15 protein-coding genes are annotated in these 12,469 nt (G+C 64.5%); 7 read left to right on the top strand and 8 right to left on the bottom strand.

All coding sequences use genetic code 11. The annotated features are described in order from the left end of the window. Positions 1 to 8 precede the first annotated feature (8 nt). A complete protein-coding gene (locus tag FJW10_RS08535; protein WP_246674167.1) occupies positions 9 to 533 on the top strand; it encodes an N-acetyltransferase in 525 nt (174 codons plus the stop codon). A gap of 221 nt (positions 534 to 754) precedes the next feature. Here FJW10_RS08535 and FJW10_RS08530 read toward each other — a convergent pair whose 3' ends face one another. The 7 genes from FJW10_RS08530 to flhA form a co-directional block, all read right to left on the bottom strand. Beyond that, a complete protein-coding gene (locus tag FJW10_RS08530; RefSeq protein ID WP_112096391.1) occupies positions 755 to 1,039 on the bottom strand; it encodes an SCP2 sterol-binding domain-containing protein in 285 nt (94 codons plus the stop codon). A gap of 192 nt (positions 1,040 to 1,231) precedes the next feature. Further along, positions 1,232 to 1,762 carry a hypothetical protein gene (locus tag FJW10_RS08525; RefSeq protein ID WP_140899724.1) on the bottom strand — a complete coding sequence of 177 codons (531 nt, stop codon included), beginning with the start codon at positions 1,760 to 1,762 and terminating at the stop codon, positions 1,232 to 1,234. A 31-nt stretch (positions 1,763 to 1,793) separates the two neighbouring features. Continuing rightward, on the bottom strand, positions 1,794 to 2,213 hold the full coding sequence (locus FJW10_RS08520) for a hypothetical protein (protein WP_140899723.1): 420 nt from the start codon (positions 2,211 to 2,213) through the stop codon (positions 1,794 to 1,796). 8 nt (positions 2,214 to 2,221) lie between these two features. After that, positions 2,222 to 2,791, bottom strand: a complete 570-nt coding sequence (locus FJW10_RS08515) for a rod-binding protein (protein WP_246674159.1) — start codon at positions 2,789 to 2,791, stop codon at positions 2,222 to 2,224. Positions 2,792 to 2,862: 71 nt separating this feature from the next. Beyond that, positions 2,863 to 3,249, bottom strand: coding sequence for a hypothetical protein (locus tag FJW10_RS08510; RefSeq protein WP_140899722.1), 387 nt, complete (start codon positions 3,247 to 3,249; stop codon positions 2,863 to 2,865). Between the two features lie 5 nt (positions 3,250 to 3,254). Further along, the gene (fliR, locus tag FJW10_RS08505; protein WP_140899721.1) at positions 3,255 to 4,007 is read right to left on the bottom strand and encodes a flagellar biosynthetic protein FliR; all 753 of its coding nucleotides are present in this window, start codon (positions 4,005 to 4,007) and stop codon (positions 3,255 to 3,257) included. After that, complete coding sequence (flhA, locus tag FJW10_RS08500) at positions 4,004 to 6,091, bottom strand: flagellar biosynthesis protein FlhA (protein ID WP_140899720.1); 2,088 nt, start codon at positions 6,089 to 6,091, stop codon at positions 4,004 to 4,006. Before flhA ends, fliR begins: the two co-directional genes overlap by 4 nt. A gap of 122 nt (positions 6,092 to 6,213) precedes the next feature. Between flhA and FJW10_RS08495 the strand changes: the two genes are divergently transcribed. Further along, entirely contained in the window at positions 6,214 to 6,513 is a 300-nt protein-coding gene (locus FJW10_RS08495; RefSeq protein ID WP_140899719.1) for a putative quinol monooxygenase, read from the top strand. A gap of 13 nt (positions 6,514 to 6,526) precedes the next feature. Here FJW10_RS08495 and FJW10_RS08490 read toward each other — a convergent pair whose 3' ends face one another. Further along, the gene (locus FJW10_RS08490) at positions 6,527 to 7,000 is read right to left on the bottom strand and encodes a MarR family transcriptional regulator (protein WP_140899718.1); all 474 of its coding nucleotides are present in this window, start codon (positions 6,998 to 7,000) and stop codon (positions 6,527 to 6,529) included. A 62-nt stretch (positions 7,001 to 7,062) separates the two neighbouring features. Between FJW10_RS08490 and FJW10_RS08485 the strand changes: the two genes are divergently transcribed. The 5 genes from FJW10_RS08485 (at position 7,063) to FJW10_RS08465 (ending at position 12,452) form a co-directional block, all read left to right on the top strand. Beyond that, positions 7,063 to 7,791, top strand: coding sequence for an NAD(P)-dependent oxidoreductase (locus FJW10_RS08485; RefSeq protein WP_140899717.1), 729 nt, complete (start codon positions 7,063 to 7,065; stop codon positions 7,789 to 7,791). Between the two features lie 17 nt (positions 7,792 to 7,808). Next, the gene (locus FJW10_RS08480; protein WP_140899716.1) at positions 7,809 to 8,315 is read left to right on the top strand and encodes a cupin domain-containing protein; all 507 of its coding nucleotides are present in this window, start codon (positions 7,809 to 7,811) and stop codon (positions 8,313 to 8,315) included. A 158-nt stretch (positions 8,316 to 8,473) separates the two neighbouring features. Further along, the gene (locus tag FJW10_RS08475; RefSeq protein WP_140899715.1) at positions 8,474 to 10,255 is read left to right on the top strand and encodes a chloride channel protein; all 1,782 of its coding nucleotides are present in this window, start codon (positions 8,474 to 8,476) and stop codon (positions 10,253 to 10,255) included. A 417-nt stretch (positions 10,256 to 10,672) separates the two neighbouring features. Next, positions 10,673 to 11,341, top strand: a complete 669-nt coding sequence (locus FJW10_RS08470) for an XRE family transcriptional regulator (RefSeq protein WP_140899714.1) — start codon at positions 10,673 to 10,675, stop codon at positions 11,339 to 11,341. Positions 11,342 to 11,378: 37 nt separating this feature from the next. Then, entirely contained in the window at positions 11,379 to 12,452 is a 1,074-nt protein-coding gene (locus tag FJW10_RS08465) for a PotD/PotF family extracellular solute-binding protein (protein WP_140899713.1), read from the top strand. Positions 12,453 to 12,469: the final 17 nt, after the last annotated feature.

The raw sequence follows: 12,469 nt of genomic DNA, 5'->3' as shown, positions 1-12,469 counted from the left end.
CCTTCGTCATCCTTGGCGAAGGCGCGGGCGACGCCGCGGCGCGTGAAACGCTGCTCGACCGCGCCATGGGGCCGAAGCGCAGGAAGAAGTCATCCGAGAAGCTACGGCGCGGCCGCCGGCCCTCCGAAGGCCTGGCCTTTGTCGCCCGCGATCCCTCGGGCGCGGTCGTCGGCACGGTGCGGCTGTGGGATGTGAGGCTGGGCGAGGGCGGTCCGTCGGCACTCCTGCTCGGCCCGCTCGCGGTCGAACCGGGATTGAAGAGCGGCGGCATCGGATCGGCGCTGATGCGGCATGCGACCGCCGAAGCCGCGCGGCTCGGCCATGGCGCGATCCTGCTCGTCGGCGACGCGCCCTATTACGGACGGTTCGGCTTCTCGGCCGACCGCACCGGAGCGCTTGCCATGCCTGGCCCCTATGAGCGGCACCGGCTTCTGGCGCTGGAGCTGAAGGAAGGCGCGCTGGACGGCGCCACGGGCACGATCAAACCCGCCGGCCGCAAGATCAAGGGGCAGGCGCCGGGTTTCGTCGCTTGAGTCTTTGTTTTCACGCAATTCCGGACGGAAACCGCTAAGCATTTTTCCTGGAATTGCTCTAAAGCGCGTCGCGCTGAAGCGATTCAGGCGACGCGCTTTAGGCCTTTGTTTTCATGCATGTCGTTATCGCAAAACCGCTGCGCACTTTTGCGCGACATGCATTAGGTTCGACAAAAGCAGAACGCCGCCCATCGGGGCGGCGTTCTGCTTTTTGCGAAGGATCAGCCGAGCAGCTGGCTGAGCGCCATGGCGACGGTCATGTCACCTTCGACCTTCAGCTTGCCGGCCATGAAGGCCATGGTCGGGTTGAGGTCGCCGGCAATCAGCGAATCCAGATCGTCGAGCGACAGCTTGATCGTGCAGTCGGCCGGCGCGTCGGTGGTCGAGACGGTCGCGCCGTCGATGACGATAACGCCGTCGCTGCCAGTGTCGAACTTGACGGAATGCTCGAAGCCGGCGCTTGCCACGCGCGACTTGATCTTGTCGGCAATCTCCTGAACGCCCATGGCGGTTCTCCTCGTTGGTTGCGTTGACGCGCACCGGCGCTTGGCCGCTGGGCGAGGTAGACGCGCCGCGCTCCAGCGCGACCACAGGCGCATATAGCTTCGAGTTGACGTTAACGTCAACGCGGTCACCTTGCGTCATATAGCGGAGGGGAGCTGGGCCATGCCTGTCGCCGCCGGACGGCGGCCAGGCGGTCAATGCTCCGGCGCTGCCTGGAAGGGCTTGGTCATCGCCGCCGCGGTTTCGCCGGCATTCTTGCGGCGGCGAAGCGCGTTGTCGCGGATATCATCCTTGGAGAGGAAATTGACCTGGTCGATCAGCACCTCGTGCACCAGTTCGACGCCGACCCGGCTGTTGATGGTGTCTCGGATCGACTTGCGGAAGGCGTCGAGATCGATCGATTCCTTCTTGGTGAAATCGATCTGCGGGTTGGAATAGAGATAGGAATAGACTTGATCGGTCATCAGCGCCTGCGCCGGGATCGACAGCTTCTTTATCTGTTCCGGCTCCACCGTGTAGACCAGCTTGGTGAGGAAATAGCCGTCGATCGTGCCGTCGCGCAGCAACGGCACCGAGATCATGTCGGTCTTGACGTAGTCGAGGCCGCCCAGCATCGGCTTCGGCGATTCGGCCGCGCCGCGCTGGCTGGCCGCCTGGAAGGAATAGAAGACCGCGCCGAGCGTCACGGCGCAGATCCACAGCGCGGCGGCGATGAACTTTATCACCGGGTCTGTCCTTGCGCCCCGATCATCTCAATCAGGCCCGCGCCATGCCGAACTCGCCGGCCGAATAGGTGCCGTCGGTATCGGCGCGCTGGATGGCGTTCCTCAGAAGCGTGGCGACCTCGTTGACCGCGTTGAGATGGGCGAGGATCGCCGCCTCGTTCTTCGCCAGCTTCTGGCGCAGCCGCAGCAGGCCTTCGCGATGCTGCTCGAGGAACTCTATCTCGTTGGCGCCCTTCAAGGCGCGGTTCAGCTCGTACAGGTATCGGCTCTTGCGCGCGTTCGAGGCCTTGAGGTCATAGGCCGTTCCGCTGCGGATGCCGGCGGTCTCCTCGTCCACGACTTCCTCGATGCGGCCGATGATGGCGGCGAGGTTGCCTGGTCGTGCGGCGGCGGGCGCCTCCATTGCGTTGGTGCGCGCGGGAAGGTTGGAAAGGTCCGTTTGGTCGGCCATGTAGGTCCCTAGATATTGATGTCCGTTTTTATGGTTGTGTCGTCGCCGGTCATCGACCGTGCGGCTTTGCGCTCAAGCTCCTCGATCATCGAGGTCGAAAGCCGGGTCTGTCGGTCCATCTCGGTTTTCTGCGCTCCGCCGGCAACGGAGCCGACCGGCACCTTGTGCTTGCCGTCGAGATAGTGGTCGGCGAGCATCGATTTGGCGATGCCGATACCGCCATGCGCGGCCATGACATCGGCCACCTTTTCGGCGAGCTGCGACTTCCACATGTCGCCGGCCAGGCCCTTGCCGTAAACGCCCTCGGTGTCCTTGGGCATCATGTTCTGGATGAAGGTCGTCAGCACCATCGCCTCGAAGCGCTGGAACTTCTTCGCCGGATTGGCGGCTTCCGCCTTGTCGGCCGCGGCGCGCGAGAGGATGGAGCCGGCATCGACCGTCGCGGAAGGATCTAGAGCGAACGGTGCCGAGGCGCCATTCGCCCTTCTCGCGAGCGCCGCGCGCGCGGCTTCGACATCGGCCGGTTCCGCTGCGCGGGCAACATCCATGACGATGTCGCTGGGTGGGGAAATGGCCAAGAAAGTCCGCCCTTTGCCGGTTTTGTCATCCGCACAATGACTGAACAAGCTTGTGGCAGGCTTGCGGGAGGTCAGCCTTCGTCCACTCGCTTCTGCGTGATGAGATCGAGGCGCTCGCGGTCCGAGCGCTCGCGCTCGTCGCGGCGGCGCACGTCCTTGTAGGCGCGCTCGACCATGTTGGTGCGCGCCGTCGCGGTGGCGATCAACGCGGCTTCCTGGCGGGCGTCTTCCAGGTTCTTTTTCTGGCGCTCGAGCGAGCCGGTGATGCGGCGATGATAGATTTCCGGAAAGAGAGCGCCCAGCGAAGCGTCGGTGTCGAAACGCTCGATCAGGTCCCTGGCCTCAGCTTCGGCCTTGACGGCGGCGGCGAGGAAGCCGGCATGGCGGGTTTCGTGCAGCGCCTTCAACTGCTCCTGCACCTTGACCAGTTTCTTCAGGCGGTCCTTTCGCGCGGTCATTGAGCCTATCTCGCCAGCGTGAGGTCGACGAAGCCGTCGACGAACAGCGACAGCAGCGTGCCGACGGCGAAATAGAAGATGATCATGCCGCCGGCGATGACGAAGGGCAGCGAGATGAAATAGACCGGGATCTGCGGCGTCAGCTTGTTGACGAAGCCGATCGTCAGATTGACCAGGATGGCATAGGCGACGAAAGGGCTGCCGAGCCGGATGACCAGGAAGAAGGCGTCCGACACGGTGTCGGTGACGTCGACCAGCGCCGCCTGCGGGTTGAAGAACACGTTGACCGGAGCGACCTGATAGAAGGCGACGAGCGCCTTGACGATCTCGTGGTCGAAGTCGAAGACGAAGAGCAGCAGCAGCGCCGAGAACGAGATGATGGCGGCGAGCGCCGCCTGCGGTTCCGGCTCCTCGATCGCCGGTCCACCCGAGCCGCCATAGCCGATCAGCATGGCGATGGCCGAGCCCATGAAACGCAGTGCCTCCATGTAGAGCCTGGTCATGGCGCCGATCAGCCCGCCGACCAGCAACTCGGAGACGATCATGGGCGCCAGGACCTGCGGGCGCGGATCGACGAACGGATAGATACGGTCCCACAGGAAAGCGAGCAGGCCGCCAGTGGCGGCGAGCGAGACAAACAGCCTGATCTGCAGCGGCACGCGGGCGCTGGACAGGCCCGGCATCAGCATGAAGCAGGCGCCGATACGGCAGAAGGCGAGGAAGGCGGCGATGACGACGCCTTGCGAGAGCGCGTTCACGAGATGGTTCCGAGCACCTTGATCTCGACGCCCTTGGCGATCTCGACATGGCTGAGAACCGGAAGCGTCGTGAACAGCCGCTCGATGATCATGCGCACATAGGGACGCGCGTCGGGCGCGGTGACGAGCACGAAGCGCTCGCCCGCCTCGAGATGCTTGCGGATCGCCTTGGTGGCGTCCTGGCCGAATTCCTCGAGCTGGCGCGGATCGATGTCGAACTCGCGCACCTCGCCCTTGGCGTCGCGCTTGAGGCTCTGGTGGAAGGCGAGATCCCAGCGATTGCCGAGGCGCAGCACCTTGAGCATGCCGCCTTCGGAGAGGTCGCCACAGATCTGCTGCGCCATGCGGATGCGAACATGCTCGACGATCTGCTCGGTGCGGCGCACATGCGGCGCGATCTCGGCGAGCGCCTCGATGATCAGATGCAGGTTGCGGATCGAGACGCGCTCGGCGAGCAGCAGCTTCAGCACCGCCTGCAGGCCGGGATAGGAGATGTGCGAGGTGCAGATCTCGTCGGCGAGCTTGCGGTATTCGGGGTCGAGCCGTTCCAAGAGCGCTTTCATGTCCTTGTAGGACAGAAGCTGCGGCAGGTTGTTGCGGATGACCTCGGAGAGATGCGTGAGCAGCACCGACATGTTGTCGGCGAAGGTGAAGTTCTCGCGCTTCAGGTCCTCGGCGAAGGTTTCGAGTACGGAATAGGCGCGCATGCCGAAGGCCGGCTCGCGGATTTCCTCGCCGGGGATCTCCGGCACGCCGCGCGTGCCGAGCAGCACCATGATCTCGCCGACGCGCATCTGGTATTCAGCGACCACAGTGCCATGCACCTTGATCTGGTAGCTCTTCGGCGGGATGGCGAAGTCGTCGGCGACGCGCACCTCCGGCACAACGAAGCCATATTGCTGGGCGAATTTCTTGCGCATCTTCGACATGCGGAACACCAGTTCCTGATGCGCCAGCATCAGCCTGGTCGAAAGCTGCTTGCCGATCAGAAGCTCGATCTCGGCGGTGACAAGCGAGGCCTTGACCGAGTTCTTCTCCTCCTCGACCTTGTTCGCCTTCTCCTGCGTCTTCAGGGCTTCGGCGGCGGCGCGTTCGCGGCTCTGGCGCAGCGGGATGATGTAGCCGAGGCCGGCCATGCCGCCGGCAAGCGCGAAGAAGGGGAACAGCGGAAGGCCGGGCATGAGGCCGAGGATGACCAGCAGCGAGGCCGCGACGTAGAGCGCGCGCGGATGCGCGCCGAGCTGACCGAACACCGCCTGGTTGGTTGAGCCGCGCGTGCCGCCCTTGGAGACGAGCATGCCGGCGGCGAGCGAGACGATGAGCGCCGGGATCTGGGTGACGAGGCCGTCGCCGACCGACAGCTTGATGAAGACGTCGGCCGCCTGGCCAAGACCCATGCCGTGGCGCAGATAGCCGATGGCGATGCCGCCGACGATATTGATGGCGGTGATGATCAAGCCGGCGATGGCGTCGCCGCGCACGAATTTCGAGGCACCGTCCATCGAGCCGAAGAAGGAGGATTCCTCCTCCAGTTCGCGGCGGCGCAGCTGCGCCGTCTTCTCGTCGATCATGCCGGCGGAAAGGTCGGCGTCGATTGACATCTGCTTGCCGGGGATGGCGTCGAGGGTGAAACGCGCGCCGACTTCGGCGATACGGGTCGCGCCCTTGGTGATGACGATGAAGTTCACCACGATCAGGATCATGAAGACGATGAGGCCGATGACGAAATCGCTCGACATCACCAGCTTGGAGAAGCCGGAAATGACGTAGCCGGCGGCATGCGTGCCCTCGTTGCCGTGCGACAGGATCATGCGGGTGGTGGCGATGTTGAGCGACAGGCGCAGCATGGTGGCGATCAGCAGCACGGTCGGGAAGGACGAGAAGTCGAGCGGCCGCTGGATCCACAGCGCCACCATCAGGATCAGCACCGAAAGCGCGATCGAGAAGGCGAGGCCGATATCGATAAGGAAGGCGGGGATCGGCAGGAACAGCACCGCCAGGATGAAGACGATGCCCAGCGCGAAGAAGATGTCGCGGCCGTTCTTGACCGCCAGGCCGGACGGGAGTGTTTCGCTGATCGCCATGTCGTTCCCAAATCAAGAGCCGCCACGCACAGGGCAGGCCCCTTGACCGTAACCCTCCAAGCTTGCGCGAAGGTGGGAGAGTGGCTACGGGACCTGGCCACGATCTTGCGAAAGGATGGCAGATGCTCCTGATCACCGGCACGATCCGGCTGCCAGCCGACAAGCTCGACCAGGCAAAGCCGGCCATGCAACGCATGATCCTGGCAAGCCGCGCCGAACCGGGCTGCCTCGGCTATTCCTACGCGCAGGATGTGCTGGATGCCGGGCTCATGCATGTCTCGGAGGCCTGGAGCGACCGTGCAGCGCTTGAAGCGCATTTCAAATCGGCGCATATCGCCGAATGGCGCGCGAGCTGGGCGGAACTCGGCATCGGCGACCGCAAGCTCATGCTTTACGAAACGGACGGCGGCGCGCCGACCTGATCGTCAGAGGCATTTACGGCTGTGCCGCATCCGCGGTCGCGACGGCGACCAGCCAGCGCCGCACGGCACGCTCCTCCTCGGCGGAGAGGCCGGCGGTGAGTGCGCCTTCCAATTTGTAAACCCGCTCACGGCATTTCTTCAGCAAGGCGCGGCCGCTGTCCGAAAGGTCGAGATGCTGGATACGGCCGTGGACGGCATGGGGCCGGCGGAGAAGGGAACCGGCCTTTTCCAGATTGCCGACAATCACGCTCACCGTCTGCGGCGTCAGCACCGCGAGCCGGGCCAGATCGGCATTGGATAGGCCGGGATAGGCCGAGATCATGGTGAGGGCCGCGAACTGCGCCTGCGTCACGCGAAATTCATCCAGCGCCCGCTCCACCTTCAGGCGGTAGGCGCCAGCCGCCTGGCGCAGCAGATAGCCCAGATAGCCTTGCTCGCCGCGCTTGCCTTCACCGGCGGACGGAATGGATGGATTCCCCTTGCGCATAATATCATAGCTCTTATATGTTGTTCGTATTCTGATATTATCGCGTCAAGGAGCGAAAGACGATGGGCCATCGCATTTTTCTTGCGGGCGCCTCGGGCGCGATCGGCCGCCGGTTGGTGCCGCAGCTGGTGGCGGCCGGGCATGGGGTGACGGCGACGACGCGTCAGGCGGCAAAAGCAGAAGATATTCGAGCGCTCGGCGCCGATCCGGTGGTGGTTGATGTGTTCGATGCGAACGGGTTGCGCGCGGCTGTCTTGGCGGCAAAGCCGGAGATCATCATCCACCAGCTCACGGACCTCCCGGCCGGGCTCGATCCATCGAGGATGGCCGAGGCAATCGCTCGGAACGCGCGCATCCGCGATGAAGGAACCCGCAACCTCGTCGAAGCGGCGAAGGCGGCCGGTGCGAAGCGGCTGATCGCGCAAAGCATCGCCTGGGCCTACGCGCCGGGACCCGAGCCACACTGCGAAACCGATCCTTTGGACAGTGGCGCGGAAGGCGGCCGAGCCGTCAGCGTCGGCGGCGTCATTGCGCTGGAGAAGCACGTGCTCGGCGCTTCGCCGATCGCCGGCATCGTGCTGCGCTACGGTCATCTCTACGGGCCAGGCACCGGCGCGGCAGCCGCCGCGGACCCGGCGGTGCATGTCGATGCCGCCGCCAACGCGGCTCTGCTTGCCGTCGAGCGGGGGACGCGGGGCGCCTTCAATGTCGCGGAGCCGAACGGCCATATCACGACCGACAAGGCTGTCGCCGAGCTCGGCTGGCGCGCCGGCTTTCGCCTGGCCGAGTAACCGAGGAAGTTGCCGTCATGATCGAAGACGTTTCTTCACGCGGCCTTGCACTGGTCGGCGTCGCCGCCATCGCTGCGGGGTTGCTTGGCATGGCCGTAGTCCGGAGCAACAGGGCATCCACCGCCGCTGACGGAATGCATGTCCACATGATGGGGGCTGATGCCGGGGAGGGGGCGACGGCGCGCCCGACCACCACGGTGAAGCCGCTCTCCTGCGAAAAGCTGCCGAATGTGCCTGGGCGGCATTCGATCACCACGGCGCTGGTCGAGTTTCCGCCCAATGCCTACACGCCGCGACATCGCCATCCCGGTTCCGTCACGGCCTTCGTCATCAAGGGAGCGCTGCGTTCGCAGATGGAAGGCGGACCGGCTGTTACTTACACTCAAGGCCAGACCTGGTTCGAAGCGCCAGGCGCGATCCATTCTTTCGCCGAGAACGCCAGCGCCACCGAACAGGCGGAGTTGCTGGCGATCTTCGTCGCTGAGGACGGCTGCGGCCCGCTGACCATTCCGTTAACTGACTAAATCTATCGCCTTTATCGCGGCGGAAAGCCTTCTTAACGCTAATTCGCGCAACGCCAAAATGGCGCCACAAGCGGTCGGCATTGCGGTTGCCACGCAAGGCCGCCGCGCGTATCAGGCACGGCAGTTGTTTATCTTTCGCATACCGGCGAGCCGTTCCGTTGCCTGCCAGAAACGACCCACAAGTCTATGCCCGCCGGCTTCGCGCGGTGCTGATCAGTTCGATCCCCGTGCTCGAGGCGCGCGGCATTGCGATCGTGCTGATGGCCGGCATGGTCGGCGCCATCGCGGGCGCCCTGGTCACCGGCATGAGCGCGCTGGTGCAAGGCATGCATTGGCTGCTGTTCGACGTGCAGCCGGGCGGCCGCCTTTCGGCGATGTTCTCGCTCGCCGATCCGGTGCAGGCGATGTTCCCGGCGATCGGCGGCCTGCTGCTCGGCCTTTCCGTCATCTGGCTCAGAAAGCGCAAGTTTCGCACCCCGGTCGACCCGATCGAGGCCAACGCGCTCTATGGCGGGCGCATGTCGCTCACCGACACTTTCATCATCGTGGCGCAGACGATGATTTCCAGCGGCTTCGGTGCCTCGGTGGGATTGGAAGCCGGCTATACGCAGATCGGCTCCGGCGTAGCTTCCCGGCTTGCGCGCGCGTTCCGGCTGCGCCGCAATGACGTCCGCATCCTGGTCGGCTGCGGTGCCGCCGGTGCGATTGCCGCCGCTTTCGACGCGCCGCTGACCGGGGCCTTCTACGGTTTCGAACTGGTCATCGGCATCTACTCCGTCGTCAATGTGGCGCCGGTGATGACGGCGGCGATCGCCGCCTCGCTGACGGCGGAAATGTTCGGTGGCGTGCCGTTCCCGCTGGAACTGTCAGGTCTGCCGAATCTGACCGCCAGCGAGTATGTGCCGTTCCTGCTGCTCGGACTGCTCGGCGGGGCAGCCTCGATCGCCATCATGCATCTGGTGAGCATCGTCGAGCGTCTCTTCGTGCGGCTCTCGATCGACGCCTCGGTCCGGCCGTTCATCGGCGGCATCTTCGTCGGCCTGCTCGGGCTGGTCACGCCGCAGGTGCTCTCCAGCGGCCATGGCGCGCTGCATCGCGAGTTTGCCATGAATTATGCGCTGCCGGTGGTGGCGAGCGTCTTCGTGATGAAGCTGGCGGCCTCCGCCATCTCGCTCGGCTCGGGCTTCCGCGGCGGCCTGTTCTTCGCTTCGCTGTTCCTGGGAGCGCTGCTCGGCAAGGTCTTCGCCGGCGTCATGGCGCTGACCGCGCCGTCCGTCGGTATCGACCCGGCGGTCGCCGCCGTCGTCGGCATGACCTCGCTTGCGGTTGGCGTTGTCGGCGGCCCGCTGACCATGACCTTCCTGGCGCTGGAATCCACCCGCGACCTGACGCTCACCGGCGTGGTGCTGGCGGCCTCGATCATGTCGGCGATCCTGGTGCGCGAGACCTTCGGCTACTCCTTCTCGACCTGGCGTTTCCATCTGCGCGGCGAGACGATCCGCAGCGCCCATGACGTCGGCTGGATGCGCAGCCTCACCGTCGGCTCGATGATGCGCAAGGACGTCCGCACCATTCCTGCCTCGACCACGCTTGCCGAATTCCGCCAGGAGATACCGCTCGGCTCCGGCCAGCGCGTCATCGCCGTCGAACAGGCCGACCAATATGTCGGCATGCTGCTTGTGCCGGAACTGCACAGCGATCCCTCCGATGGCGAGACGCCGGTGAGCGCGCTCGCCCAGTTCAAGGATGCGGTGCTGGTGCCCTCGATGAATGTCCAGACCGCCGCCGAGACCTTCCAGCGCACCGGAGCCGAAGAACTGGCGGTGGTCGAGGACTTCGACGAACGCATCGTGCTTGGCCTGCTCACCGAGAGCCATCTGATGCGCCGCTATGCCGAAGAACTCGATAAGGCGCGCCGGGACCTGGCCGGCGAGGGCTAGTTTTCAACACAGGAAGCCTGCCGGTGCAGACTACCCGGCACGTTGCAGCCCCGGAGATTAGCCGAGACGTCTAAACTTCGTCACCCACGGGCGGAGCGGGGCAAAGCGGACGCGCAGACCCGAGGATCCATGCCGGATCCTCGGACGAGGAGTAAAAGCGGTGCAAGACAGAGGTCATTTTGTGCCGCTGCAAAGTTCACAGGCAACGGCTCAACCAGACTGGTCACGGGGGGAACCGCGAGGTCTTGGCCGCCGGTAGGTCTGCAGCCTGTCAATCCAGGCTGGTAAATTGATCTCAATTCCGGAAGAGTGAGTATCGGTTCGCTCCCGTTATGAAGGTGCCTGCAGCGACGGACTCTCGCCGCTTGCCTTTTGTACAGTGTCACTGTACAAACTGTTCAGTGGAGAACAAACGAGATGCCCAAGGCTTCCGATAAGGGCCAGGCTTCAACCGGGAACAGGAACGGTTCGGTCGCAACAGCCGCCCAGGAGGTGCTCGGCATGCGGCTCAAGAGCCTGCGCCTTGCCCGCAGGCTTTCCTTGCGCGACCTCGCCGAGGCGACCGGAACCAGCGCCAGCTTCATCAGCCAATTGGAGCGCGGCCTGACGGGCGCCAGCACGGCATCGCTCAACCAGATGGCTTCGGCGCTCGGCGTCAGCGTCGCGCTGCTGTTTGCCGAAAGCGCGGCTCAAAATCACCACGGCGTGCTGCGGCGCAGCGAGCGGCCCAGCCTGCCGCCTAGCGACGGGTGCCGCAAGGTGCTCTTGTCGCGGCCCCCGTTGAGCGACATGGAAGTCTATGTCGGGGAGTTCGAGATCGGCGGCTCGACCGGCTCCGACCAATACACGCATGGCGATGCGCATGAGATGTTGATCGTCCTGCGCGGCGTCGTCGAGGTGTCGCTCGGCGAGGCGAGCCATGTCCTCGAGGAGGGCGACAGCGTCGAATACACCACCTCCACCCCGCATCGCACGGAGAACATCGGCAGCGGCCGGGCCGAAGTGATGTGGATCATCGCGCCGCCGACCTCGGCACGCGCCGAGCTCGACCAATACACGACCTGGAAACCGCCCGCCGCCAGGTAGCTGATCAAACGCGGGCATGAATGGGAGAGTTATCGTTATGTTGAAATCGAGATACGGCATCGGCGCCGTTCTGGCGCTCGGCGTTCTGACCGGCGCCGCCTTAGCGCAGGACAAGCCTGTGGCGGGCGAGGTCAAGGAGGGTTCGCTGAAAGGCAAGACCCTGACGCTCGTCTCCTATGGCGGCATCTACCAGGACGGACAGGCGGCTGCGCTGAAGGAGTTCGTCGACAAGTCCGGCGTCAAGCTGCTCAATGACGGTCCAACCGAGATCGCCAAGCTGCAGGCGCAGGTCGAATCCGGCAATGTCACCTGGGACGTCGTCGATACCGACGACCTGCCGCCTTACGTCTATTGCGGCAAGCTGTTCCAGAAGCTCGACCTGACCAAGCTCGACGTCTCGAAAATCCCGGAAGGCCAGGTCGGCGAATGCTCGGTGCCGGCGATGAACTACGGCGTCGTGCTGATGTACAACAAGGAGAAGTACAAGGATAATCCGCCCAAGAGCTGGGCCGACTTCTTCGACACCGAAAAATTTCCCGGCGTACGCGGGATCGACGGCTCCGGCAGCCCGACCGGCGGCCTGCTCGAACAGGCCTTCAAGGTTGCCGGCGGCGACCCGAAGGCGATGACGGTGGCCGATATCGACAAGGCCATCGACGTGGTCCGCAAGCTCGGCCCCGACACTATCTTCTGGAAGACGGGCGCTGAATCGCAGCAATTGGCGGAGTCCGGCGAAGCCGACATGCTGATGATGTGGACCGGCCGCGCCATGACCGCGGTCAAGAACGGCGCCAAATATGCGCCCGCATGGCAGGACTGGCTGGTGGTGATGGACCAGATGACGATCCCGGTCGGCGTCAAGGACACGGATGCCGCTTACGCGCTGCTCAACGCCTATCTCGGCAAGCAGTCGCAGGAGATCCTGGCGGAGAAGACGTCCTACACCCCGATCAACAGCGATGCGCAGCCCAAGGTCGACGCTTCCGTCGCAGCCTTCCTGACCAACACGCCTGAGCGCCAGAAGCAGGGCTACAAGCAGAACTTCAAGTTCTGGGTCCCGAACTTCGCGGTGGCGCAGGAGAAGTGGTCGGCGTTGATGGCCGGCAACTGACGGGCTGAAGGAGAGGT

It is taken from the genome of Mesorhizobium sp. B4-1-1 (genome assembly GCF_006439375.1).
In the GTDB taxonomy this organism is placed as follows: Bacteria; Pseudomonadota; Alphaproteobacteria; order Rhizobiales; family Rhizobiaceae; genus Mesorhizobium.
This window is presented reverse-complemented; position numbering and strand designations above follow the sequence as displayed.